Below are 24,875 nucleotides of genomic sequence, written 5' to 3'. Positions count from 1 at the left end.
ACAGTGGTTCAAATGTTCAACTAGTGCCTAGTTTGAGAGTGAAAAGCTTTAAGCGTTCAAATGTTCAATATTGTTCAAATGTTCAACAACACATGTGCAAAGGCTCCAGGTTTCGAGGATACAGTGGTTCAAATGTTCAACTAGTGCCTAGTTTGAGAGTGAAAAGCTTTAAGCGTTCAAATGTTCAATATTGTTCAAATGTTCAACAACACATGTGCAAAGGCTCCAGGTTTCGAGGATACAGTGGTTCAAATGTTCAATATTGTTCAAGGGTCCAAAACCTCGAATTCGCAGTTTGCAGTCAATCAAAAGTCCAAAAGTCCATACCTGCTTGCCCCGTTCCACGGGGTCCCCACGTGGTGATAGCTTACAGCTGTTCGGGTAAGTTCTTGTCCCGTCTGATATTCTGCTTGACAGAGGGGTTTTCAGTGGGTAGAGTATAAGGTTAGGTATATCGATTCTACGCGAGGGTGGCGGAACTGGCAGACGCGCTGGATTTAGGATCCAGTCCCATTAAGGGATGGGGGTTCGAGTCCCCCCTCTCGCACGAATCGCGACCCTCGGTTTGCTTTTGAGATACGAGAGGATGAGTTTGGACATTTCAGTGGAGCAGATAAAATCGTGGAAGATCGCTTTGAAGATCAAGTCAGACGCCACTCCTGTGGAACGGGAGATCGAGAGACTCTACGGTGAGTATGCTCATAAGGCTGAGATTCCAGGATTCAGGAAAGGGAAGGCTCCGAGAGATCTGGTGAAGGCGAGATATGGGAAGTCGATTGAGAGTGAAGCAGTAGAGAATGCGATTCCCTCAGTCTACAGGCAAGCCATCAAGGAGAAGGACGTGAATCCAATCACCCAGGCAGAGATAGATGAGGTGAACTTTGAACCCAGCAAAGAGCTTTCGTTCAAGGCAACCTTCGAAATCGTGCCTGAGTTTGAGGTCAAGGATTACGAGGGTCTGTCGATAACAAATAAGGATGCGAAACCTTCTAAAGATGCCATAGAAAAGAGGATTGAGGCCTTGAGACAGATGAACGCTAACCTAGAGCCTGTAAAGAGAGAGGCCCGCACTGGCGACCTTATAGTTGTCGACTATCGCATAATGGACGAGAAGAAACATCCCGTACCCGATGGAAGAGTGTCCAACTATTCGCTTCTGCTGGGAGAGACCGGGCAGAAAGAGCTGGACGAGGGCCTGCTTGGGGTGAAGGCTGGTGACGACAGAGAGGTGCTGATCAGTTTTTCCCCTCAAGTCCCCCTGAAGGGGGTAGCCGGAAAGAAGCTGCCCGTGCGGGTGAAGATAAAGGAAGTGAAGGAAAGGCTGGTTCCAGAACTGAATGAAGCGTTTGCGAGGGATATTGGGGCGGACAGCTTGAAGGAGCTCATCCGAAAGGTCACAGAAGAACTGAGCGAGAAGACAAGAAGGCGTGTGAGGGCAGAATGGGAGAAGGAGGTTACTGATGGCCTGATTGAGCGTAACCGGTTTGAACCTCCTCAGTCCTTGGTCGAAACCTTTGTCAGTGACGCAGGTGTGAAGGACTACGAGAACGCAGTCTGGCTGGCTAAGAGGGTGATACTTCTTGAGAAGCTGGCAAAGGCTTTGGATATCTCCGCTGAACAGGAGGACGTAAATAGAAGGGTGGAGAAAATCGCCGAGGACCTGGGCTTTGATTTCAGGGTCATGAGGGACAAGCTCGAAATACGCGGACGCATCGAACAGATAAAGAGCTCCATTAAACGGGAAAAGGTTCTAGATTATCTCATAGATAAGGCAAAAAAAAGGTGAGGAGGAGAGATGGTTCCCGTAGTAATTGAACAGAGTGCAAGAGGCGAGCGGGCGTACGACATATTTTCCAGGCTTCTCAAGGACAGGATTATCTTCGTAGGGTCTGTTATAGACGACACTATTGCCAATCTCGTAATCGCCCAGCTTCTTTTTCTTGAAGTGGAAGATCCGGACAAGGACATAAACCTGTACGTCAATTCGGCTGGGGGCCTCGTTTCTTCTGGGTTGGCCATCTACGATACGATGATGTACATAAAACCCGATGTAGCTACGTTCTGCATGGGAATGGCTGCAAGCATGGCCGCTCTCCTGCTTGCAGCGGGAACGAAGGGGAAGAGATTCGCTCTACCCCATGCAAGGGTTCTCATACATCAACCCATGGGTGGGGTCTCAGGCCAGGCCGCTGACATTGAGATTCATGCGAAAGAGATAGTACATCTCAGGGAGCAGATAAACGAAATCTTCTCTCGTCATACCGGTCAGAAGGTCGAAAAGATTTCAAGAGACACGGACAGAAACTACTGGATGTCTGCTCCAGATGCGCAAGAATATGGGATCGTGGACGAGGTGATTACAAGCAAGGTGAAAAAGTAGATGTCAAAGCCCGCAAAAACTCCCAGGTGTTCGTTCTGCAACAAGCCCCGGACTACGAGCAGAAGGCTCATGTCGAGTGGAAGCACCTATATCTGCTCCGATTGTGTGAAGGTTTGCCACAGAATCCTAGAAGAAGAGTCGAGGGATCTGGCCAATGCGAGCACGGCAGTCCCCCAGCCTGTGGAAATCAAGTCGGCTCTTGATCAGTTTGTCATAGGACAGGAGACTGCAAAGAAGGTTCTTTCTGTTGCAGTTTACAATCACTACAAAAGAGTGCTGACCGGTCGGCAGTACATGGACCTTGAGAAGTCCAACATACTTCTGATGGGTCCTACCGGTGTGGGGAAGACTCTTCTTGCACAGACACTGGCGAGGATTCTGAAGGTGCCATTTTCCATATCAGATGCTACTGCTCTGACAGAGGCGGGGTACGTTGGCGAAGATGTTGAGAACATCCTGGTGAGGCTTCTTCGAGCGGCAGACTTCGATGTGGAAAAGGCGGAGGTGGGTATTGTCTACATCGACGAGATAGACAAGATATCGAGGAAGAGTGACAATCCTTCCATCACCAGAGACGTTTCTGGCGAGGGTGTCCAGCAAGCACTGCTAAAAATCCTTGAGGGTGATGTCGCCAATGTCCCGCCACAGGGGGGGAGGAAGCATCCCGAGCAGAACTATATTCAACTGGATACGCGCAACGTACTTTTCATATGCGGCGGAACCTTTGATGGGCTCGAGCATATAGTTGAGAGAAGAATTGCTGGCAAGAGTTTGGGGTTCGGGGCAGATATCAGACGCAAGGTAGAGAAGAGAATCGGTGAGATACTTGCCCATGTGGAGCCCAAAGATTTGGTACACTACGGGTTGATCCCGGAGTTTGTGGGAAGGCTTCCTGTCACCTGCTCCTTGCATGAGCTGTCTGAAGACGCTCTTGTTGACATACTGACCAAGCCCAAGAACGCTATTTGCAGACAGTACCAGAGGTTCTTTGAGATGGAGGGTGTCAAGCTCACGTTCCAGGAGGAAGCGCTGAAGGAGATTTCCAGGCTCGCTAACGAGAGGGGAACTGGAGCGAGGGGATTGCGAGCAGTGCTTGAGTCGTCCATGCTAGATATCATGTATCATCTGCCTTCCAACCAGGGCGTGAAGGAGTGTATTATCACCAAAGAGGTTGTGAGGCGCAAGGCCGAACCCATCTACGTGCTGAGGACCAAAAGAAGAAAGAAAGCCTGACTCCAGGCCATTGGCGAAAGGAGAAGTCCGCAAGCTCAAGTGGCCAAATGAACAGAGTGTCAGTGGAGGGGAAGTCTTGATCAGAATAAAGAGCGATGATGAAGTGATTGAGGTGAGTAACGTACTCCCGCTGCTCCCTCTCCGAGACGTAGTCGTGTTCCCTAGCATCGTCATTCCTCTCATGGTGGGAAGGAGAGGTTCAGTAAGCGCTGTTGACGCAGCAATGTCCAAGGACAGAATCATTTTCCTTGTGGCACAGAGAAGGGCGGAAACTGCCCGGCCAAAAGAGAAGGACATCTATAGTGTTGGCACCATTTCCCGGATTGCGCAAATATTGAGGCTCCCGGACGGCACAGTGAGGATACTTGCAGAGGGCCTGGCCAGAGCCAAAATACAAAAGATCCAGAAAGAAGAAGACCATATGCGCGCCAGGGTCACTATCTACCCCAGAAGAGTTACAGAAACGAAAGAGACCAAGGCCCTCCTCAGGTCGGTGAAAGGCCAGTTTGAGGAGTACATAAGATTGAATCCAAAAGTTCCTGATGAGGTGCTGGCGTCAACAGCCTACCTTAAGGATTCAGGAAAGCTGACAGATACCATGTGTGCTGATACACTTCTCGGTACAGACGCGAAGCAAGCCATGCTTGAATCGGCGAACACGAAGATCCAGTTGGATCTTCTGGGAAAGCATCTGTCTACGGAGATTGAGATTCTGAGACTTGAGAGGAAACTGGATGTCGAGGTGAAAGATCAGCTTACAAAAAACCAGAAGGAGTTCTATCTTCATGAGAAAATGAAGGCGATAAAGAAAGAGTTAGGGTATGAGGAGGAGGTCGACGAGGAACTACGGGAACTATCCAAGGCGATAGACCAGAGTGGAATGTCAGAGGATGCTTCGGAGAAAGCGTACAGGGAATTGGGTCGCCTTATGAGAATGACGTCCACTTCTCCTGAGGCTGCCGTAATCAGGAATTATCTGGACTGGCTGGTTTCAATGCCCTGGAAGACCAGGACACGGGATAATCTTGATATCAAGAACGCTCGCAAGATACTGGACCAAGACCACTATGGCCTGGAGAAGGTCAAACAAAGATTGATCGAATATCTTGCAGTTCTGAAGCTGGTGAGAAGGATGAAGGGTCAGATCTTGTGTTTTGTGGGTGCACCTGGGGTGGGCAAGACCTCACTCGGAAAGTCGATAGCGAGGGCACTGGACAGGAAATTTGTGCGTTCCTCTCTAGGTGGAGTCCGAGACGAGGCCGAGATAAGAGGCCATAGAAGGACTTACATTGGTGCTCTGCCGGGAAGGATTATTCAAAGGATGAAGGATGCTGGCACGAAGAATCCTGTTTTCCTTCTCGATGAGGTGGACAAACTTGGGGCCGATTTCAGGGGTGACCCTGCATCTGCACTATTGGAAGTTCTGGACCCCGAGGTTAACAGTACGTTCAGCGACCACTACCTGGAGGTTGAGTTTGATTTATCTGAGGTCCTGTTCATATGCACTGCCAACGTGCTGCACACGGTCCCGCCAGCCCTTGTGGACAGGATGGAGGTGATAAGGCTCCCTGGCTATCTTGAGCATGAGAAGCTTGAGATTGCGAAGGGCTTCCTGGTACCAAAACAGATAGCGGCCCACGGTCTGGGAGACAAGCATGTCAAGTTCACAGAAGAGGCACTTCTGAAGATAATACGGTGCTACACTAAAGAGGCGGGTGTAAGGAATCTGGAGAGGGAGATAGCTTCAATATGCAGGAAGATAGCCACCAGAATCGCTGGTGAGGAGAAACCACCTAGGAGGATTGGAGTAAAGCTTGTAGAGGATTTCCTTGGTGTTCCCAGATACCTTGAAGATGAAATCGCCCTGGCAGATGAAGTGGGGGTTGCCACGGGTCTTGCCTGGACGGAAATGGGTGGAGACACGATTGCGGTAGAGATTGGAGTGTTGAGAGGCAAGGGCGAGCTGATACTTACGGGACAGCTTGGTGATGTTATGAAGGAATCGGCTCGCGCTGCATTCAGTTATGTGAGATCGAGGTCCGAGGAGTTCGGCCTGGATAGAAATTTCTACAGGAGGTATGATCTCCACGTCCACATTCCTGAGGGGGCAATACCCAAGGATGGTCCATCAGCCGGGGTTGCCATCGCTACTGCAATGGTTTCTGCACTTACAGCAACTCCAGTGAGAAGAGATGTAGCAATGACTGGTGAGATAACGCTGAGAGGCAAGGTGCTGCCCGTGGGGGGCCTGAGTGAGAAGATTGTGGCGGCCCAGCGAGCAGGCGTCAAGACGGTCATAGTCCCCAAGAAAAATTCGAAGGATATCAAAGAGCTTCCAGAAAGGGCAAAACATGGGGTTGAGATAAGGCTTGTCTCATCCCAGGATGAGGTCTTGAGGATAGCCCTGAAGAAGAATGTGTGGAAAGAAAAGAGGATGGACACCCAGCATCCAACCTACGCAAGCTCGTAGGCAGGAGCTGTTACTGGTGCAGGTTGGGATTTGTGTGTTCTTTGAAGGAACTTTTCCGTGCAGGAGTCGTCTCCTTTAAGATGAAGCGCCGAAACCCTCGGGGATCGCTGGAGGGTCTCTCTGCAAGGCAGCAGGTCGGGGAGGCCTTCTGGCATGTTTGGAGGCTAAATCTTTGGCTGATTGAGTGTTAACAATAGAAGAGGGAAGATTCTTTACGCAGTGCTATAAAAAAACTTGACAATATACGACTCATGTATTATATTATGGGTGATTGATGTTTGAGATGAGGAAGGGGCGGTAGTATGACCGCTGTCAGGAACAAAAGGAGGGAACTACAATGGAGATCATGAAATGGGATCCGTTCAGAGACATGGTCTCGATTCGGGATGAGATAGATAGGCTTTTCGATGGATTCTTCGGCAGGATGCCTGCAAAAAGGAGTGTGATGAAGGGCATCTGGGCGCCTTTGGTAGATATTGAGGAGACCAAGGATGATATTCTTATCAGGGCAGAACTACCCGGCATGAAGAAGGAGGATATCAAGATATCCGTTTCAGAGGGAAGGCTGCAGATTGCAGGCGAGAGGTCTAAAGAAAAGGAAGAAAAAGAGGGGACATATCATAGAATTGAGAGAACGTACGGTAGGTTTCAGAGAGTCGTGCCCCTGCCTGTGGAGGTTGAGGCGGGCAAGACGAAAGCAACATACAAAGATGGAATGCTTGAGGTAAGGCTTCCCAAGGCAGAGAAAGCTAAACCAAAGGAGATCGGCATAGAGGTCAAGTAGTGAAGATATCCGCCCCTTCCTCTTAGGTTAGGATAGCTATGGAAAAGATTGGGCCAGAAACTCCCGTTTATGTCATAAGCGTGGCAGCCAGACTGGTTGGCGTCCACGCGCAGACTTTGAGGCTTTATGAAAGAGAAGGCCTGATCGAACCTCACCGTTCTGGCAAGAGAAGGATATACTCAGAGAGTGACATAGGGCGGCTTCGCTACATATGCTATCTGACAAGGGTAAGACGCGTCAACCTGTCGGGTGTGAAAATAATCCTCGAAATCTATGACAATGGAGAGAGAAACGCCATCAATTTCCCTCTGGTAAAGGTTGAAATAGAGGAAGAGATGGGCGACTGAGAGGGGCAATTAAGTCTCTTGGTGGCTCCGGGAGTATATGGAGGACTGAATGAAGATGAGACATTCCTTTGTGACCACGGGGGCTCTTCTGGGGGTCTTCGCGGCTGTTGGATTTCTGATAGGATTGACGATTGCCTCTAACCTGAACCTGGCACCAGAAGCGAAGGCTCAGGCTAACGTACGGGCATCTGCGGTCGAATTGCAGAACATGTTTGGTGAGGCGGCCAACGCGGTCATGCCCTCTGTAGTGAATATTAGTGCTGAAAAGGTAATCAGCCGGAAGCTTCCATTCCGATTCAAGTTCTGGGACCGAGACTTTGATGAGCTTTTCAAAAATCCTCCTGGGGAAAGAAAAGTAGCCAGTCTGGGTTCAGGTGTGATTGTCGATTCGAGGGGATATATTCTTACAAACAACCACGTGATTGATGGGGCAGACAAGTTCGTGGTGACCCTGCATGACGGCACTGAGTACAAGGGCGATGAGGTGAAGTTGGTGGGAGTAGATGTAAGGACAGACTTGGCTGTGTTGAAGGTCGAAGCACACAAGCGTTTGCCGGTGGCTGAACTTGGCAGTTCAAGCAAGGTTAGAATTGGGGATTGGGTTATAGCCATCGGGAACCCATTTGGGTTTGAAGGGACTGTTACTGTCGGTGTAATCAGTGCAAAGGGAAGGAGCAACCTCTTGCTCATGGAAGGAGCCAGTCAACAGGACTTCCTCCAGACTGATGCGGCCATCAATCCGGGGAATTCGGGAGGCCCTCTTCTCAACCTCGAAGGAAAGGTTGTAGGGATAAACACAGCCATATCCACAAGCACAGGATACTCTGCGGGGGTTGGATTTGCTGTCCCCATTGATCTGGCAAAGACGGTCTTTCCACAACTCATAAAGAAGGGGAAGGTGGAGCGAGGATGGCTGGGAGTATATATTCAGCCTCTCACTTCGGATATGAAGGAGGCTCTTGGGGTTGACCATGGACTCATAGTAAACGAAGTGATTCCGGATGGTCCTGCTGAGAAGGCGGGAATGAAGTCTCAGGATGTTATCATTGAGTTCGACCGGAAGCCGATAGGAAGCGTTCCTGATCTTCAGGGTTCTGTGGCTGTTTTTCCTGTGGGCAAGGCTGCAACGGTGAAGGTGGTCAGAAAAGGCAAGGCAAAAACATTCAAAGTGAAGATAGCGAAGATGCCTGAAGAGGTCGCTGAGAACAGGCCATTGAAGAGTGAGGAGATGGAGGAAAGCGCAAACTGGCTGGGTCTGGAACTCCAGGATTCTCCCGATAGGAGAGGAGTTGTGGTGGTAGGAGTCTTTCCTGATTCCCCTAGCGCCGACGCCGGCATTATTGTTGGAGATGTAATTCGCAGAGTCGGCCAGCATGATGTCGAGAATGTCCGTGACTATGAGAAGGCGAAAAAGATTCTTTCCGGTGAGACAAGACCCATACTCTTCTGGGTGAGAAGCAGCAGAAGTGGCAGGCACAAATTCGTAGCTGTGAGACCAGAATAATCGTATAGGAGGTGTGGCCCCTTGGCCGGCAAGAAGGGAACCAGGGATCGCTCGCCGTCCGGGAGACTGGATGGAGGGTCTCTCAACATCTACTTGAGGGAAATATCCAGAATACCCCTGCTATCAAGGGAGCAAGAATATGAGCTGGCTCGCAAAGCGAGAGGGGGGGACCCCAAGGCTAGGGAGCAGCTTGTGTCTGCCAATTTGAGATTTGTTGTGAAGGTAGCCAAGGCGTACCAGAACAGGAATATTTCCCTCGTTGACTTGATAGATGAAGGCAACGTTGGCCTCATCCGTGCCGTAACCAAGTTTGATGAGAGAAAAAGTGTAAGATTCATATCATATGCGATATGGTGGATAAGACAGGCCATACTCAGAGCTGTCGCAGAGCAGTCGAAGATTGTCAGGTTGCCTATGAATAAAGCCGGGAAGATCAGGAAGGTCGCACAAGCGGCAAGAGCTATTGGCCAGGAGATTGGACGCGAACCTACAGGAGAAGAGATCGCTGAAAGGCTAGGGCTGGATACAAAAGATGTTACGGATGCGGTTGCAATAGCAAGAAAGGATATCTCACTCGATGTCCCTACCTCTGACAGCGAGACAGCTACACTTATAGACGTGATTGAATCGACCCTCTATCCTTCTCCAGAGGAATTCCTGGAGAAAGAGACTTTTATCGAGGAGATGGAGAAGGCCGTGAGGAGTCTGGCTCCGCGCGAGGCGAAGATATTGAGGCTCTATTTTGGGCTGGAGGAGGAGAGACCTCATACCCTTGAAGAGATAGGCACTATCCTAGGTCTGTCCAGGGAGAGGGTGAGACAGATAAAAGAGAGGGCACTTTCCAGGCTGAGGAATGCCCCGGAAAGTGAGAAACTGAAGAGCTTTCTCTAGGCCGTGAGCAAGAAGCTTCTGACATTGATGGTCATACCCCAGGTGGGTGGCAGGGCGATTTCTGTCAGGCTGCATTATATCGTTTTGGGCCTGATCGGAGTCGTCCTGCTATTTCTTGTTGTGGCATCAGGTATGTATGCGAGGTATCGCCTGGAAAGAATTGTGAATGCATCGGCGATTGCAGCTCGAAAGGCCGAGAATCGTGTTCTCAGGAAGAAGATTGAGGATTTCACCAGCGATTTGGTGGCCCTTGATGCGAACATGGAGACCCTGAGAAGACTTGACAGACAGGTGAGAATGCTCTGCGACCTCAGGCTGGATGAACAGGAGGTCTCACAGCTCGCTGGCAAATTGAGTTCAGACTGGCGGAGCAAATCCGATACTGAGGTTGCGGCCAAGCTGGATGCTCTTGTCAGACTGGTGTCCGCGCGTAAGGAAAGTTACAGTGAGGTTTTGAAACATGCGGTAGAGCAGAGATACACGGTTGACCACACCCCCTCTATCAGGCCCGCGTCAGGATGGATGGTAGCCGGTTACGGGCAGAGGAAGAATCCCTTCACCGGGCGTATGGAGATGCACAGGGGGGTGGACATCGCTGCACCCAAAGGCACACCCATATATGCAACCGCTGACGGAAGGGTCTCCTTCGTTGGCTACAGGGGCGGATATGGTCTTCTCGTGAAAGTGGATCATGGCCGGGGACGCTCGACCTGGTATGGACATTGCTCCATGGCAAAGGCGAGAACGGGCAACCTTGTGAAAAGGGGGCAGATAATAGCGACCATAGGAAAAACTGGTCAGGCCATAGGCCCGCACGTGCACTATGAGGTGAGGATAGACGGAAATGCCGTAAACCCCGCAAATTTCTTTTTGAGCAGGTCAGAACCGATCTTCTAGTCGCCACTTAAGCCCAAAGAAAAATCGAAAATCGAAGATCGAAAATCGAAAGCCCAACTTTCGGCTTTCAGTCGTCAGTTTCAAAACCATGTAAACACAAGATTATCACAAGATTCTTTACTTATGGTTTTGCTGAGGGATCAATGTTTTTCTGTGTTAATCTTGTGGTTCCAGTATTCTGGTGTAAGTGCCCATCGCTCCTTATTGACAGAACCCTTGGACTGTGGTAGATTAATTGTCTGGCGCAGCACAAAAGCAACAGAATTGTTCAATAAGATCAATCAAAAGGGAGGATAGAGTAGATGGCGAGGAAACTGAAAAAAAGCAAGAAGAAGTTCAAAGAAGTTCCGGTGAGCAAGCTTCGATGGACATGCGGGGCGGACGTATTCAAGTTCAAAAGTACAAAGAATCTGAAGGTCTGCAATACCATAATCGGTCAGGATAAGGCGGTCAAGGCTCTCAGGATGGGACTGGACATAGAAGGCGTCGGCTACAATGTTTTCGTGACGGGTGCAGTGGGTACGGGCAGGACAACTTCTGTGAAGTGTCTTCTGGAGGAAGTGGGGAAGAAAGAGAGGATTCCAGATGACAAATGCTACGTGAACAACTTTGCCAATCCGGATATGCCCAGATTGATGAGCCTACCTGCGGGCAAAGGAAAATTATTCAAGAAGGACATGGACGAGCTGGTGAAGGACCTTGTAAAGAGCATTCCACTCATTTTTGAGAGCGAAAGTTATCAGAACCAGAGAAACAAGCTAGTAGACAAGTACAGGGAGATAGAAAAGAAGCTGGTGTCCGGATTCGAGAAGAAGGTGAAGAAACAGGGGTTTATTCTTGTGCAGGTTCAGGTAGGTCCTTTCTCCAAGCCGGAGATAGCGCCTCTGGTCGATGGAAAGCCTGCGAGTATTGAACAGTTGCAGAAGTTAGTGGGCAAAGGTGAGTTCTCGGAAGAGAAGCTGGAAAAACTGACAAAAAAGAGGAGTCAACTGAACGAAGAACTTGGGAATATTTTCAGAGAGACGAGAAGCATAGAGAAGAAGGCTCGAAAAGAACTCCTCGCCCTGGACACGGATGCGGTTCTTCCTTTCATAAAGCAAAACATTGACGAGATAAAGGAGAAGTACCACAAGAGAGAATTGAACAAATATCTGGATGAGGTGAGGTCCAGCTTGCTCGAAAACCTCGACCTTTTTAAGGGCAAACCTGAGGAGCAGACCCAGACGGTTGCGGGATTGCCTGCACCCCAGAAGGATCCCTTCCTTGATTACAGGGTGAATGTGCTTGTGGACAACAGTGATACCAAAGGAGCTCCCGTAGTATTCGAGACATCCCCTTCGTACAAGAACCTGTTTGGGACAATAGAGAGGAGCCTGTATGGTTCAGGCCAGTGGAGCACAGATTTCACCAAGATAAAAGCTGGTTCAATACTTTCTGGTGACGGCGGCTATCTTGTGTTGAATGCTCTTGATACTCTTATCCAGCCTGGCGTCTGGCCGGCCATGAAGAGAGCTCTCAGGAACAGGACCGTGGAAATAGAGACGTACGACCCCTTTTATCTTTTCACTGTGTCTGCATTGAAACCCGAGCCTATCAAGGTGGACTTGAAGGTGATAATGATTGGTGACCCTTTCATATATCACTTGCTGTATGAGCGCGACGAAGACTTCAAGAAGATATTCAAGGTAAGGGCCGACTTCGACTGGGAGATGCGCATAAGCAGTAAGACGGTGAAGGAGTACGCATTACTCATTACTAAGGTGTGTGCCGACGAGAAGCTGAAGCCATTTGACAAATCTGGAGTTGCGGCTGTGGTGGAGTTTGGGGCTCGTGTTGCAGGAAGGCAGAATAAGTTGACCACCCGGTTCAATGAGGTCTCGGATGTTTTGAGAGAGGCATGCTACTGGGCTGAGAAGGCTGGTTCTGATCATGTGACCGCGAAGTACGTGGAAAAGGCGATAGAGGAGAGGATTGACAGGGTGGACCTGGTAGAGGAGAAGATTCAGGAAATGATCGAACAGGGTTCAATCATGATAGACACAAGAGGTTCCGTTGTGGGTCAGGTCAACGGTCTATCGGTTTACTCGACTGGCGAATATATGTTCGGCAGACCCTCGAGGATCACCGCGAAGACCTCTGTGGGCCGGGCCGGAATAATCAACATTGAAAGAGAAGCTCAGTTGAGTGGACCCACCCACAACAAGGGCGTCCTCATTCTGTCCGGGTATCTACGAGGAAAGTACGCTCAGGATAAGCCGTTGACCATGAGCGCCAGCCTCTGTTTTGAACAGTCCTATGGAGGTGTGGACGGTGACAGTGCTTCGTCGACAGAGGTTTACGCGCTTCTCTCCGCCCTATCTGAGCTTCCCATAAAGCAGGATCTGGCAGTAACTGGTTCGGTCAATCAGAAAGGCGAGATACAGCCTATAGGAGGGGTGAACCAGAAGATAGAAGGGTTCTTCCAGGTCTGTAAAGCAAGGAGGTTGACCAGGACCCAGGGGGTCATTATCCCGGCGCAGAATGTCGGGGATTTGATGCTCAGGAAAGAGGTTGTTAATGCTGTAAATGACGGGAAGTTCCACATTTACCCGATTGAAAACATAGAGGAGGGAATCGAGCTGTTGACGGGAGTGGAGGCCGGGATCATGAAAAAGGATGGTACATACCCCGAAAGGTCGGTCAACTATCTGGTTGACCGCAAGCTGAGGGAGTACGCGGCCAGGTGGAAGCACTTCTCGGCCCCCGGCACCAAGGAAGAGAACAAGTAGAAGACAGCTGGGCTCCCCACAAAATCAACCATCGTTAGCCTACGGTGTCATCGAAGAGTAGGATTCTGGTTGGTTGCCCAGGGAGGATATTGTACATATGGGTTCTGAAGAGTTCGGTCTAGGCCAAAAGAGTGCGACCCAGGGCATAGAGTCTCTGCAGATCTGCCGAGAAGCAAGGAAGCAGTGAAAAAATCTTCCCGCTACCCCTTGACAAGGGTGGGGTGGATAATTATAATGATTTATTCCAATCGGAAAAAGCAACCAGGGAGGTGTCGCTATGAAGATCAGACCTCTTGCGGATAGGGTGCTGGTCAGGAGAATCGAGGAGAAAGAAGTAAAAAAGGGGGGTATCATAATCCCTGATACCGTCAAAGAAAAACCTCAGCAGGGTGAAGTCATCGCTGCAGGAGCAGGGAGGATAGACGACAAGGGCAAAAGGATAGCAATGGAGGTTAAGAAGGGCGACAAGATCCTCTTCGGGAAGTATGCAGGCTCTGAAGTCAAAATGGGCGACGAAGAGTATATCATAATGAGAGAGGACGACATCCTCGGCATCATAAAATGAGCAGTCGGGAGGAAGTCTTCTCACTCCCAATTACTCAGAACAGGAGGTCTTTCTATGGCTGCAAAAGAGATAAAATTCAATGAAGAGGCGAGAAGAAAGATACAAAGCGGTATCGACCTTCTCTCTCAGGCGGTTAAGGTGACTCTCGGCCCAAAGGGGAGAAATGTCGTTCTGGACAGGAAGTTTGGTGCACCCACCGTTACAAAGGATGGAGTTACCGTCGCCAAAGAGATTGAGCTGGAAGACCCATTTGAGAACATGGGCGCACAGATGGTCAAAGAGGTTGCTTCCAAGACGAGCGATGTTGCGGGTGACGGAACCACCACTGCAACCATTCTGGCCCAGGCCATATTCAGAGAGGGTCTGAGGAATGTTACTGCTGGGGCAAATCCAATGGCCCTGAAGAGGGGTATTGAGAAGGCTGTGGGCAATGTGGTGAGGAAGCTGGAAGGCATGTCTAAACCCACCAAAGGTAAGACCGAGATTGCACAGGTGGCCACAATTTCTGCAAACAATGATGCCGAGATTGGCAAGACCATCTCAGATGCTATGGAGAAAGTTGGCAAGGACGGTGTTATCACCGTGGAGGAAGGGAAGGGCCTGGAGATGACCATGGAGGTCGTGGAGGGTATGCAGTTCGACCGCGGATACATATCTCCTTACTTTGTGACCAACCCGGAAAGAATGGAAGCTGTGCTTGAAGACTGTGTGATTCTCATTCATGACAAGAAGATAAACACGATGAAGGATTTGCTTCCCTTGCTGGAAAAGGTTGCTCAGAAGGGAAAGCCGCTGGTTGTGATAGCAGAGGATGTGGAGGGTGAGGCACTTGCCACGCTCGTTGTCAACAAGATAAGGGGCACTCTGGCCAACGCTTCTGTTAAGGCGCCAGGTTACGGTGACAGGCGGAAAGCCATGCTTGAGGACATAGCCATCCTCACCGGAGGCAAGGTTATTTCCGAAGAGATGGGGGTCAAGCTGGAATCTGTTCAGCTTGGTGACCTGGGAAAGGCAAAGAGGGTCACAATAGACAAGGACAATACCACGATAATTGAGGGTGCGGGCAAGAAGTCTGACATCGAAGCGAGAATATCTCAGATAAAGCTTCAGATCGAGGAGACCACGTCCGACTACGACAGTGAGAAACTGCAGGAAAGGCTGGCTAAGCTTGCTGGTGGGGTCGCGGTAGTAAATGTGGGTGCTGCAACGGAAGTGGAGATGAAGGAGAAGAAGGCGAGGGTTGAAGATGCGCTCCATGCCACAAGGGCTGCGGTCGAGGAAGGGATTGTCGCTGGCGGAGGTGTTGCGCTGTTGAGGTGCATTTCTGCTCTTGACGACATGAAGTTGACGGGGGACGAGAAGATCGGGATGCGAATTGTCCAGCGTGCTCTTGAGGAGCCCATCAGGCGGATTGCAGAGAATGCTGGCATGGAGGGTTCGATTATTGTAGAGAAGGTCAGGACCATGGCATCCAACGAAGGTTATGATGCCGAGAAGGACAAGTTTGGTGACATGTTCAAGGCGGGGATAACAGACCCCACAAAGGTCGTGAGGGTGGCTCTGCAAAACGCTTCGTCCATCGCCTCGCTGTTGATTACGACAGAAGCCCTGGTAGCAGAGATTCCGGAGAAGGAGAAGAAACCTGTGATGCCTCCTGGTGGAGGTTACGGCGGAGACATGTACTAGCCCTTTGAACGATGAATTCGATGACGAATTCATTCGCTCAGGACTAGGAGCAGTGTTGCCGGTGGCTCCGGCTGGGGTGGGGACTGGCTGATTAAGGATTAGAAGATGCCGATATATGAATACGAGTGCAAGAAGTGCGGGCACCGATTTGAGAAGATAGAGCACACCAATTCTTCAGAAAGAAAGGTCTGCCCCGTGTGCAAGGGGAAAGCGAAAAGGGTTTTGTCGTCCGGTGTGGCATTTGTCTTCAAGGGTAGCGGATTCTATGCGACGGATTACGCGAAGAAGAAGCCCAAACCAGATGATGAAGGCACGAGTGGGAAGAAGGAGAAAAAGTTAAAAGCCAAGGAAGATTAGGGTTCTAGCTCAGTCTCTATACATCAGGAACGGCCGCCGCAGGCGGCCGTTTTCTGTTGACATGCCGCCTGTGGGGGGGCTATAATGGCTCACGTAAGCCGCAGATAGATGCGGACTTAATTGTATTCTGTCTGCGTTTACCGGTTGTTTGAGAATGGAACAGCAGGAAGTTGTTTGTCAGACCTGCTGTGTTCTTCAAGCTTTGGGGCGGTAGTGCAGCTTGGTTCTAACACACTGGCCTGTCAAGCCAGAGATCGCGGGTTCGAATCCCGTCCGCCCCGTTCCACGGGGTCCGCCCGCCTCGTTTGACAAAAGGGCATTTGACGGTCCCCGAGGCGTTCCACGGCCTCCGTCTTGGAATGGAGGAGGGTGAAACCCGCAGGGCTGACTTGTGTAGCGTAGCAGGAGGTTTATCGAAATGAAGTGGGTACGAACATTGGGTCTTATAATAGGCTTAGGTGCTGGCCTTCTGTGGCTGGTTTTTGGGGTGACGATTTCCATTGGTATCAGAATGTTTCCCTTGCTGCTAGAGGGATTCATAGTCGGCGCTGCTGTGATTATCAGCAGCCTGGTTGCGTGGCGCTGGCATATCCCTGGTGCTGTCCTTCTGCTTTTGGAGGGGATTACGCCATTCTTTCTACTCTTTATCATGGCCAGAGGCTACCCTCTGTTCGCCTCCGTTGCCGCCGGCATGACCCTTGTTTCGGGCATCCTTTTTCTGGTGGGGGTGGAAAGGTCCTCAAACGACAGATCTTCAGACGCTCGCGGCTCAATACCTTTGAAACTGTCATAAAATTCCTCAAGCCCCGTGGAAAGCTGCAATTGCGATGAGTTCCACGAAAGGGCAATCCCAAAGGACAATAACTGAGTCTACCTGTTGTATCTGTACGGGCTCAACTGTTGACGTGGCGACCTCGGTTCTCGTAAGTCAAGGATCAGGATGGAGAACGAAGAACTGACAGAGGCGTGGGCGAAAGGGAGAAAACTCTTTTTCGATTCTGTGGAAGGACTGAGCGAAGAGCGGGCGTCAAAGCCCTATTCCATGGGGAGCTGGTCTGTCAAAGACGTGGTCGCACATCTTGTCTTCTGGGATGAGGAGTTGCTCCGAAGCATCGAAGCCCTTATGAGAGGGGATCGCCCGGCCTTTCTGGATCAGGACTGGGACAGTCTCAATGCCAGAGAAGTTGCCAGAAGAAAGGATCAGTCTCTGGAAGAGATGCTGCAAGACCTAGAGGAGTCTGGCAGGGGGGTGAAGAGTCTCATCGCTAGCCTTGATGAAGGCCAGTTATCTCTCAGGAGAGGGCAGAAGTGGAAAACGTGGGACGTGACCATAGAGTGGCTCGTTTCCGGGAACATAGGGCACGATGGGCACCACGCGCGCAAAATCGCTGCTTGGCGCAATAGCCTTCGCATGTAGTTACAGGCTGCGCCACATTTATCTGAGTAGGCGCCCCTTCTCCGCTGAGATGCGTTTCATCAACCCCAGCCAGTTCCTGGGTATTGGCGTAGGATCCTCTCTCGCTGACATATTCATTGCGTGATTTGAACAGGCGCTGGTGCAGACTCCACACCCCAGACAGAAATTGTCGTCCACTACCGCCTTGCCGTCTTCTGTTGTAATTGCATGGATCGGACACCTTTCCGCGCAAGCCCCACAGCCCTCACAGAGAAAGGGATCGACATTAGCTATGTATCTGCTGGGTGCCACAGCGTGGGGTATCCTCAGCTCGTTTATCCCCGCGAGGAGTTCGCAGCAGCAGCCACAGCAGTGGCAGACGAAACTGTTTCTGTCTCGGACATTATCGCATACATGAACCAGCCCCAGGTCTTCTGCCATTTGAAGAATGTCTATTAGTTCTTCCATGGAAGCCCTGCGGGCAAACCCTCTTCTGATGAGGAAGTCTGCGGCCATCCCAAAGGAAGTACATACGTTGTCCACAGGAGCATCACACGCCTCTCCCCTATGCTGGGCGGTATGCCTGCAATAGCACATAGTTACCGCGCCGCCTTTGTAATCTTTTATCATTTGAAAGGCTCTGTCGTAGGGGAAGACCTCGCTATGGGGCAAAGCTCCTTCGTGGATCAGCGTACGGGTTCTTTGTGTTTTCGAGCCGAAGACTTCTTTTCCCATTCCACCTTCTCTGAAATACTGGTGAAGGAGAGAAGCCAGTTCCTTTTGAGGGATGTCCTCCCTTACACGCATAAAAGTGAACTCAAAAAGGCCTATCATGGTTGGAGCAAGGAAGTAGAGCCGGGCACCTGGTTTTGAATAATCAACCACCTGCCCCTTTCTTGCCATGACTTCGAGTTTTTCTTCTAGCACTTCCCTTTCCATGCCAGTCGCCTTGACCAGGTCGGTGAGGGTCGCCCTGCCCAGCGGGAAGTTGGAGGCGATGAATGCTTCGTCTTTATCATAGAGGAGCCGCAGAATCTGATAGAGCACTTTCGCCCTGGGTGCCCCAATGGGGTTCTTGTGCAGTCTGACCTGAAGACCTTCATAGATATCTTTTATCTTTGCAATATGCCCCATTTGAGTTCCAATAGTATTGAACCATGTGGTGATTGTCAATTTAAACATGCAAAGCTGTCAGCCCTCAGTTCTGAGACCATGTAACCACAAGATTATCACACCCTCCTTCGCCCGTCTTCGCTCAACTCCATTGAGCTTCCCCACTTCGCTCTTCAGAGCTACGTGGGACTTCGCGACGGGCTGACGCCCTTGTGCCCCTGGCCGCCGAAGCTGGTTGCTGGGATTGGGTGGTGGAGAAGCGTAGGGGGCTTCGGAGGGCAAGGATTTTCACAAGATTTTTCATGTATGGTTTTGTTCATAGTTCATTCGTTTTTCTGTGTTAATTTCGTGTAATCTTGTGGTTCCAAGTGTTGCGCCGAAACCTCTATAACCACAGATTATCACAGATTTTCACAAGATTATTCTTCTGGTTCGGGTTGAGCCATAAGGATGTGTTTCAAATCTGTGTTAATCTCGTGTAATCTTGTGGTTAGTGGTTTCGTTTTCGGTTTTCGGCTTGTGGATTTAAGATTGACTGTGGTGGAAAGGGATGTTACATATAAGATGACATTTTCAACAAGGGGAGGGAAATGCCTGCAAATCTGCCCCCGCAGTACAAAGAAGCTGAGGCCAAGTTAAAAACAGCGAAGACTCCTGAAGAAAAGATTGCTATACTTCTGGAGATGCTTGCCATCATGCCGAAGCACAAGGGGACAGACCACTTGAAGGCGGACTTGAGAACCAGAATCTCCAAGTTGGAGAAGATTCGGAGTTCGAAAAAGACCAAGAGTAGGGCAGAGTCCAGGTTCATGGTGGAAAAAGAGGGTGCTGCACAGGTTGTGGTGGTTGGCCCGCCAAACTGTGGGAAGTCCAGTCTCGTTTCTGTTTTGACAAATGCTCCCGTGGAAGTAGCCGACTATCCCTTTACTACTGGTTTGCCAACTCCGGGTATGATGAAGTATGAGAATGTTGGCATTCAGATTGTGGATATGCCGCCTATCACCCGTGAGTTTCTCCAGTGGTGGCAGAGTGCTCTGGTGAGGAGTGCTGACCTGACCATTCTGGTTTGCGATCTGGCCACCAATTCGCTTCTCGAGGATACAGAAATGGTGATAGAAAGGCTGGACAACTCGCGGATAAGCCTGACCAACACAGTTCCTGAAGAGAAGGAGATAGGTCGAGCCTACAAGCCGACAATTGTCGTGGCCACAAAGCTCGATGAAGGGGATTCTCGATCCAGGCTTGGCACTCTCGAGAAGAGGTTCGGGGACAAGTTTACCGTCCTGGGTGTATCTACGGAGACTGGGGAAGGCATAGAATCCCTGCCGGGCGAAATATTCTCGAGGCTTGCGATTCTGAGAGTGTATACGAAGCCACCTGGAAAGCCTGCCAGCATGACCGATCCTGTCATACTGCCCAAGGGGAGCACTGTGAAAGATGCCGCCAAGTCCATCCACAAGGATTTTGCCAGGAACATGAAGTACACCAGAAAGTGGGGTAAAGGAGCATTTGACGGCCAGAGGGTAGAAAAGGATCATGTTCTTGAAGACGGAGACGTTCTTGAGTTTCACATTTAGGAGGCAGGATGAAACTCTGTGCGTTCTGTTCAAAGGAGATTGACATAGAAGGAAGAGTAGGCAGAATAGACACGTGCCCTCACTGTGGCGCAGACCTCTACTGCTGTGTGCAGTGTGAGTTTTATGATCAGTTCGCGCACAACAAATGCAAAGAGCCTGAGAGCGAATGGGTTACGGACAGGGAAAAAGCAAATTTCTGCGATTTCTTTAGATTCAGAGGGAAAATTGAGGCTGGAAGCGATAGGTCCAAGGAGGCTAAGAGGAAGCTGGAGGAGCTGTTTGGGAGAGAGTGAACAGAAAAAAGGAGGGGAATAATGGCTGCGAAGGCAAGTAAGGTTTCTTTTGTGCTCATGATAATTGCCGGTATCATTATGCTATTATGGGGGGTGGCGCACATAATACCCACCAGAAGTGTGGTCCACGGACTTGGGTTGTACGATCTGGACAGTGAGCGGATTGTGACTATGGAGTGGGTAGCTGAAGGGTTCACACTCATTTTCTTGGGCGTGCTGTTGATCTTTCTTGCACCTTATGTTGCCGTCGGCAATACTGTGGCCAGGGGAGCAGCCTTGCTTTCAGTTCTGATGCTTGCAGCAATGGCAATATGGGGGGGAGCCACGGGCGCACGGACCGAATTGATATTCTTGAAGATCTGTCCCTTTGTGAAATCACTCTGTGCACTGTCTGCTCTCATAGCTGTCTGGATAAGAGTTGGAAACAAGGGATAGGAGAAGACAGCATGTTCAAAAAGATACTGGTGGCAACTGATGCTTCAGAGCAGGCGCTGAGGGCCTGTCGAGAGGCAGCCGGGATGGCCAAGGCGTTTGGATCAGAGGTGACCTTGATTTATGTTGTTTATCTGCCTCCTATGTATAAGACGGATGTGGGACCAGGTATTCGGGAGACACTGGTTGATGATGGTAAGGAAATCCTTCAGAAGAGCAAAGAGGAAGCAGATGCATCAGGCATAGAAGCAAAGGTGAAACTGATCAGGGAAGGAAATCCTGCGGAAGTCATAGTCAAAGAGAGTAAATCAGGCGCGTACGATCTAATTGTGATGGGAAGCAGCGGGTTAGGCAGAGCCGGGGCCCTTCAATTGGGCAGCGTGAGCGTCAGAGTCGCAGATGACGCAGATTGCTCAGTGCTAATCATCAAATAGGCAGCTCTTGAGAATCCTGGGCTGGTTAGAATAGTTGTATGGAAAGGGGGCTGCAGTGGCAGAGGATAGTAGAAATATACTGGAGTGGCTGAAAGTGGCTCTTGACTTCGAAAATGAAGGTCTTCTCTTCTACACTAAGGCTGCCAGTGAATCATCAAATGTTCTTTCGAGAAGATTGTTCAGGACGCTGGCTGGCCAGGAGATTGACCACGCCAAAAAGATAGAAGAGATCTACGGACTGGTCGAGGGCGGGAAGGAGTTGCCTCCTCCTGAAAAACTGAAGAAGATCGGTGCACACGTGGATGTGGAGAAGGACATCGAGGAGTTCTTCGGGGCGACTGACAGAGAAAGCCTCAGAAAAGACATAGGGAATGTAGAGGCGATGGAGGTGGCGCTGGAGATTGAGAAAAAGAGCTTCAATCTATATAGCGAGCGGCTCAAAGATGCGACGAACGCGAGTGAGAAGGGATTTCTTAAGGCACTCAGGGATGAAGAAAAGAAACACATAGATGCGCTGGATAATGTCTATTACTACCTGACAGATCCCGAGATGTGGTTTGCCAGCGACGAGAGCAGAGTGTGGAACTGGATGGGAACCTGATACAAACACACATTGGAAATTGAAAATATCAAATTGCAAAATGCCACCGCCCCGACCTGGCCTTGACCGGTAGACCCGTGGAACAGGTGGGGCCGTATCTTCGTCATTTTGACATTTCAGATAGCTGTCAACTCTTAGCCATCAGCTTCCAAATCCGTTCTAGGTTTTCAATTTCGATTTTCGCAATTTCGTGTTTTGTGTCTGTGGGGGCGTGGTCCATCCGCGTCCGCTGGAGCGCCCTGTTCGGGCCGTGCGCTTTTGCATTCATCCCATGTCACGCCACGCGTTTTAGGTAGAACCAAGCCTAGAATAAAAAGAATCAAAAGTGCATACAGGTTGACCGAACTCAGTATACCCCCGTTTATCTGGAGGCGATTGTACAACAGCGGGAAATCTGTGCTGGCAATAAACGCTAGGCCTAGCATGACTGCGAGAAGCACGTATGAACCTCGCTTCTCTCTGGGCATAATGAGCCAAGCCGTAATGAGAAGGCCGGGATAGATTAAGACGACATGATGGAGGTAAGTCAGAGGAGACGCGATAATCATGAAGATCAAATAAGGTAGAACCAGCAGTCCCCCTTTACCCTTGCGCATTAGCCTCCTGTGCTGCAAGAGAAGGGCAACCCCAAGGAGTAACACCAGCACCGAGGTCACGGCAGTGACGGTGGTTTCACTCTGTGCCAATCGGGCGATGCAACCAGCCACCGAGAAATTCGGGAGGCTCGCAGCAGGAAACAAGCCCGGTACCGTCTTGCCATAGGACATGGAGCCCATGAAACCGAAGAAATGCTGCCATGACTGCAGACCTCCACTGACCATCACGGTGGGAGCAGTGAATATGACCAGCCCAACAACACATCCCCAAAGCGTCCTATAACGCCGGTTCAGTAGGAAGAAAAGCAAAAGAAAAAGCGGGGTCACCTTCATCAGCACTGCGGGTGCAAGGAGAAAGCCGGCCAAGAGGTCGCGGTCGAAGGCCAGAGCCTGGACCAAGGAAACAACCACGCAAGTAAGCACAATGATGTTCACTTGGCCCATTTTCAAGTTGTTATCGAACGGCAGCACCAAGAATAGAAGAAGCGCCAAGAAGGGTAGGGGACTGTCTTTCCATCGCTCACCAGCGCCTTGCAGAGTGAATGCCAGGCGCATGCTTTGCATCAGCATCACTACACTGAGAATCACGGACAGGAGATACCATAGCCGAGATGCCCCAGTAGCTCCCAGTTTGGTTAGGGGAGACACATAGAATGCCAGTGGGGGCGGGTATAGGTAAGGATAAATGCGCTCAGTAACGCCCGACCTGATTGCCAGGGTTCCAAGGTACTCAAAGTCGTAGATGTTTCCCTGTCCCAGAACACCCAGGCCGGCAAAGTAGAAACTGCGGAAATCGGTGCTCATAGTGCCGCTTATGATGCGACGGCTGTCTGTCGCTTTGACGAGGCAGATGAGAGCCAACAGAGCAACTAACCAGCATGTCCTTCCGCGTAGCAGCATTGTATGTCCAGGACCGAACAGGGATTACACGGTCCGCATAATACCCCAAACGCCGAATTACCGCAATATGGAAACAGCTTAGAAACCGGTTGGCGACGGTGCGGCTGCTGGCGAGATGAGCCGGCATTTCAGTTTTTTTGACAGTCCCTGAATGGCTGATCCAACCAGACCCGGAGACGCGTGCGTAGCAGCAACTGCTAACGGACAACCATCATCTTCTTTGTCTGACTGAAAGTGCCTGTTTCTAGCTTGTACAGGTAGACTCCTGATGGTACGGGCCTGCCGTCTTTGTCCGCGCAGTCCCATTCTACTACATTCATTCCACTGGTGAGGGATGATGATGCAAATTCCCAGACCACTCTTCCGGCCAGGTCATAGATTGCTAGCTTGGCCGATGTTGGCTGTTCCAGTACAAGAGTGATTCGGGTCGATGAGGTCACCGGGTTTGGGCTGTTTTGAAGGAGCGTGGTTCTGTGTTCGGTCTTCGTTTCCCAGATCATCTGGTTGTGGCTGTGCTTGTGGGACTTCATTGCCTTACACGCGTGCTCCCAGGCTTTCTTGTAGTGGTCAATAGCCTTGTGGTACTTCCCCTTGGCTTTATCCTCTTCAGCCTTGCCCATTTCCTTCTCTGCCTTCTCTATCTCTTTTTCTTTGCCACCAGCAGCAATCGCATCATCAATTGCCACCCTTGCAAGGATGCTGTCTGCCTTGACCAGCATCAGGATCAGTCTCTCACACAGTTCTGAAGGGAACCCGCCTTCTCCTTCACCTATCTTGTCAACACTCTCAACCTCGAAGTCCCCAAACACCATACCTTCTTCAAGAGGCTTGGAGCAGGAGGTGTGTATCTCTTCATCAAGGGAGCCATCCACCCAGATTTCTGTGTTTGCACCCAGCTTCTCATCAACTGCATTGATTTCAAAAGTATCTTCTGGTGATACCATCTCAGGACCGAAGCAGGTCTTCTTCTTGCTTATGGCTTCGATCAAAGCTTCCTCTGCCCCATGGTAGATGAGAAAGAGCGACGTGACCCCTTTGCATTTTTCTCCCTGGCACAGTTTCTTTAAGTCTTTTACTGCTTTCTTCTCTTCGTGGAATACCTTTTTGCCTTTTTTGCACACGAGGTGTGTCTCATCGAGCCAGTATTTAGGGTTCAGGCTTTTTTCTATGTGTTTCTTTGCCTTCTTTATCCCTTTTGCCACATGTTTTGACTGAGGCTCCAGTGTATCCAGTTCCGCCAGCACATTCTCCTTGAGGCCCAGGGGTGAGAGTTCTTCCTCGCCGACAGAAACCTCAAAGAGTAGTGGCAGTCTTGATGGATTTGTGTAAGAAAAGAGTGCCTGATACTGAAGATACCGCGCATCCAAAGAGCCAGGAATTGTTTCTCCATTGGAAAGGGCGAGCCAATCAGACCACATCGGATCCGGAACAGGAGTGTCTCCGCTTCTCACCTGCACCGTAATGTCGGTTCCTTGAGGAAGGCTATCCACCCAGCTTATGTCACCCCAGTTCACCACATCTCCTGCATCAAAAATGGATGAGATGTAACTCTCCTCATACTCCCTGGTATAGACATTCCCGATCTCTCTAAATGTCCCATGGTGGTCATAATTCACTGGCAGGGCCACATTCGATGTGAAGTCTGGTCCCC

Annotated in this window: 22 protein-coding genes and 2 tRNA genes; 21 read left to right on the top strand and 3 right to left on the bottom strand. The window is 50.3% G+C overall.

Translation table 11 applies throughout. The annotated features are described in order from the left end of the window. Positions 1-464 precede the first annotated feature (464 nt). The 17 genes from E3J62_11020 to E3J62_10940 all read left to right on the top strand — a co-directional run bounded on the left by E3J62_11020 (position 465) and on the right by E3J62_10940 (position 17,299). Positions 465-550 (top strand) — tRNA-Leu (locus E3J62_11020). Further along, a complete protein-coding gene (gene tig, locus E3J62_11015) occupies positions 521-1,786 on the top strand; it encodes a trigger factor (GenBank protein ID TET44233.1) in 1,266 nt (421 codons plus the stop codon). Before E3J62_11020 ends, tig begins: the two co-directional genes overlap by 30 nt. Positions 1,787-1,795: 9 nt before the next feature. Next, positions 1,796-2,380: an ATP-dependent Clp endopeptidase proteolytic subunit ClpP gene (gene clpP, locus E3J62_11010; protein ID TET44232.1), complete on the top strand. Its 585-nt coding sequence runs from the start codon at positions 1,796-1,798 to the stop codon at positions 2,378-2,380. Then, a complete protein-coding gene (gene clpX / locus E3J62_11005) occupies positions 2,381-3,613 on the top strand; it encodes an ATP-dependent Clp protease ATP-binding subunit ClpX (GenBank protein ID TET44231.1) in 1,233 nt (410 codons plus the stop codon). It abuts the gene before it with no gap. 85 nt (positions 3,614-3,698) lie between these two features. Then, complete coding sequence (gene lon, locus E3J62_11000; protein ID TET44235.1) at positions 3,699-6,083, top strand: endopeptidase La; 2,385 nt, start codon at positions 3,699-3,701, stop codon at positions 6,081-6,083. Positions 6,084-6,420: 337 nt separating this feature from the next. Next, positions 6,421-6,867, top strand: coding sequence for an Hsp20/alpha crystallin family protein (locus tag E3J62_10995; protein TET44230.1), 447 nt, complete (start codon positions 6,421-6,423; stop codon positions 6,865-6,867). Between the two features lie 38 nt (positions 6,868-6,905). After that, a complete protein-coding gene (locus tag E3J62_10990) occupies positions 6,906-7,214 on the top strand; it encodes a MerR family transcriptional regulator (protein ID TET44229.1) in 309 nt (102 codons plus the stop codon). 49 nt (positions 7,215-7,263) lie between these two features. Continuing rightward, the gene (locus E3J62_10985; protein TET44228.1) at positions 7,264-8,718 is read left to right on the top strand and encodes a Do family serine endopeptidase; all 1,455 of its coding nucleotides are present in this window, start codon (positions 7,264-7,266) and stop codon (positions 8,716-8,718) included. Positions 8,719-8,784: 66 nt separating this feature from the next. Continuing rightward, positions 8,785-9,609 carry an RNA polymerase sigma factor RpoD/SigA gene (locus tag E3J62_10980; protein ID TET44234.1) on the top strand — a complete coding sequence of 275 codons (825 nt, stop codon included), beginning with the start codon at positions 8,785-8,787 and terminating at the stop codon, positions 9,607-9,609. A gap of 3 nt (positions 9,610-9,612) precedes the next feature. Continuing rightward, a complete protein-coding gene (locus E3J62_10975) occupies positions 9,613-10,506 on the top strand; it encodes a M23 family metallopeptidase (protein TET44227.1) in 894 nt (297 codons plus the stop codon). A 302-nt stretch (positions 10,507-10,808) separates the two neighbouring features. Continuing rightward, positions 10,809-13,274 carry an ATP-binding protein gene (locus E3J62_10970; protein ID TET44226.1) on the top strand — a complete coding sequence of 822 codons (2,466 nt, stop codon included), beginning with the start codon at positions 10,809-10,811 and terminating at the stop codon, positions 13,272-13,274. A 277-nt stretch (positions 13,275-13,551) separates the two neighbouring features. Further along, positions 13,552-13,839, top strand: coding sequence for a co-chaperone GroES (locus tag E3J62_10965; protein TET44225.1), 288 nt, complete (start codon positions 13,552-13,554; stop codon positions 13,837-13,839). Between the two features lie 54 nt (positions 13,840-13,893). Further along, positions 13,894-15,525 (top strand): chaperonin GroEL, encoded by a 1,632-nt coding sequence (groL, locus tag E3J62_10960; protein TET44224.1) that lies wholly within the window; start codon positions 13,894-13,896, stop codon positions 15,523-15,525. Between the two features lie 105 nt (positions 15,526-15,630). After that, positions 15,631-15,882: a zinc ribbon domain-containing protein gene (locus tag E3J62_10955; protein TET44223.1), complete on the top strand. Its 252-nt coding sequence runs from the start codon at positions 15,631-15,633 to the stop codon at positions 15,880-15,882. A gap of 204 nt (positions 15,883-16,086) precedes the next feature. After that, positions 16,087-16,163: transfer RNA gene (locus E3J62_10950), tRNA-Asp, on the top strand. 137 nt (positions 16,164-16,300) lie between these two features. After that, positions 16,301-16,675, top strand: a complete 375-nt coding sequence (locus E3J62_10945) for a hypothetical protein (GenBank protein ID TET44222.1) — start codon at positions 16,301-16,303, stop codon at positions 16,673-16,675. A gap of 147 nt (positions 16,676-16,822) precedes the next feature. Continuing rightward, positions 16,823-17,299, top strand: a complete 477-nt coding sequence (locus E3J62_10940; GenBank protein TET44221.1) for a ClbS/DfsB family four-helix bundle protein — start codon at positions 16,823-16,825, stop codon at positions 17,297-17,299. 18 nt (positions 17,300-17,317) lie between these two features. On the opposite strand, the gene E3J62_10935 is transcribed toward E3J62_10940, so the two are convergent. Continuing rightward, positions 17,318-18,460, bottom strand: coding sequence for a (Fe-S)-binding protein (locus E3J62_10935; GenBank protein ID TET44220.1), 1,143 nt, complete (start codon positions 18,458-18,460; stop codon positions 17,318-17,320). A 521-nt stretch (positions 18,461-18,981) separates the two neighbouring features. Here E3J62_10935 and E3J62_10930 point away from each other — a divergent pair. The 4 genes from E3J62_10930 to E3J62_10915 all read left to right on the top strand — a co-directional run bounded on the left by E3J62_10930 (position 18,982) and on the right by E3J62_10915 (position 21,728). Next, positions 18,982-19,968, top strand: a complete 987-nt coding sequence (locus tag E3J62_10930; protein TET44219.1) for a TGS domain-containing protein — start codon at positions 18,982-18,984, stop codon at positions 19,966-19,968. 8 nt (positions 19,969-19,976) lie between these two features. Beyond that, complete coding sequence (locus E3J62_10925; protein ID TET44218.1) at positions 19,977-20,261, top strand: hypothetical protein; 285 nt, start codon at positions 19,977-19,979, stop codon at positions 20,259-20,261. Positions 20,262-20,572: 311 nt separating this feature from the next. Next, positions 20,573-21,127, top strand: coding sequence for a universal stress protein (locus E3J62_10920; protein ID TET44217.1), 555 nt, complete (start codon positions 20,573-20,575; stop codon positions 21,125-21,127). A gap of 34 nt (positions 21,128-21,161) precedes the next feature. Beyond that, a complete protein-coding gene (locus E3J62_10915) occupies positions 21,162-21,728 on the top strand; it encodes a rubrerythrin (protein ID TET44216.1) in 567 nt (188 codons plus the stop codon). A gap of 167 nt (positions 21,729-21,895) precedes the next feature. On the opposite strand, the gene E3J62_10910 is transcribed toward E3J62_10915, so the two are convergent. After that, positions 21,896-23,224 (bottom strand): DUF2029 domain-containing protein, encoded by a 1,329-nt coding sequence (locus E3J62_10910; protein ID TET44215.1) that lies wholly within the window; start codon positions 23,222-23,224, stop codon positions 21,896-21,898. A gap of 197 nt (positions 23,225-23,421) precedes the next feature. Beyond that, positions 23,422-24,875: T9SS type A sorting domain-containing protein (locus E3J62_10905; protein TET44214.1), on the bottom strand; the 1,454-nt coding region annotated here is incomplete at its 5' end.

Source organism: candidate division TA06 bacterium (genome assembly GCA_004376575.1).
Taxonomy (GTDB): Bacteria; Hydrothermota; DG-26; order E44-bin18; family E44-bin18; genus E44-bin18.
This window is presented reverse-complemented; position numbering and strand designations above follow the sequence as displayed.

Coding starts and splice junctions, on each gene's coding strand:
- E3J62_10965 (TET44225.1), top strand. CDS start 13,552: ATGAAGATCAGACCTCTTGCGGATAGGGTGCTGGTCAGGAGAATCGAG.
- E3J62_10995 (TET44230.1), top strand. CDS start 6,421: ATGGAGATCATGAAATGGGATCCGTTCAGAGACATGGTCTCGATTCGG.
- E3J62_10910 (TET44215.1), bottom strand. CDS start 23,224: ATGCTGCTACGCGGAAGGACATGCTGGTTAGTTGCTCTGTTGGCTCTC.
- E3J62_10970 (TET44226.1), top strand. CDS start 10,809: ATGGCGAGGAAACTGAAAAAAAGCAAGAAGAAGTTCAAAGAAGTTCCG.
- E3J62_10920 (TET44217.1), top strand. CDS start 20,573: ATGGGGGGGAGCCACGGGCGCACGGACCGAATTGATATTCTTGAAGAT.
- E3J62_10955 (TET44223.1), top strand. CDS start 15,631: ATGCCGATATATGAATACGAGTGCAAGAAGTGCGGGCACCGATTTGAG.
- tig (TET44233.1), top strand. CDS start 521: ATGGGGGTTCGAGTCCCCCCTCTCGCACGAATCGCGACCCTCGGTTTG.
- E3J62_10985 (TET44228.1), top strand. CDS start 7,264: ATGAAGATGAGACATTCCTTTGTGACCACGGGGGCTCTTCTGGGGGTC.
- clpX (TET44231.1), top strand. CDS start 2,381: ATGTCAAAGCCCGCAAAAACTCCCAGGTGTTCGTTCTGCAACAAGCCC.
- E3J62_10935 (TET44220.1), bottom strand. CDS start 18,460: ATGTTTAAATTGACAATCACCACATGGTTCAATACTATTGGAACTCAA.
- E3J62_10990 (TET44229.1), top strand. CDS start 6,906: ATGGAAAAGATTGGGCCAGAAACTCCCGTTTATGTCATAAGCGTGGCA.
- groL (TET44224.1), top strand. CDS start 13,894: ATGGCTGCAAAAGAGATAAAATTCAATGAAGAGGCGAGAAGAAAGATA.
- E3J62_10940 (TET44221.1), top strand. CDS start 16,823: ATGGAGAACGAAGAACTGACAGAGGCGTGGGCGAAAGGGAGAAAACTC.
- clpP (TET44232.1), top strand. CDS start 1,796: ATGGTTCCCGTAGTAATTGAACAGAGTGCAAGAGGCGAGCGGGCGTAC.
- E3J62_10930 (TET44219.1), top strand. CDS start 18,982: ATGCCTGCAAATCTGCCCCCGCAGTACAAAGAAGCTGAGGCCAAGTTA.
- E3J62_10945 (TET44222.1), top strand. CDS start 16,301: ATGAAGTGGGTACGAACATTGGGTCTTATAATAGGCTTAGGTGCTGGC.
- E3J62_10925 (TET44218.1), top strand. CDS start 19,977: ATGAAACTCTGTGCGTTCTGTTCAAAGGAGATTGACATAGAAGGAAGA.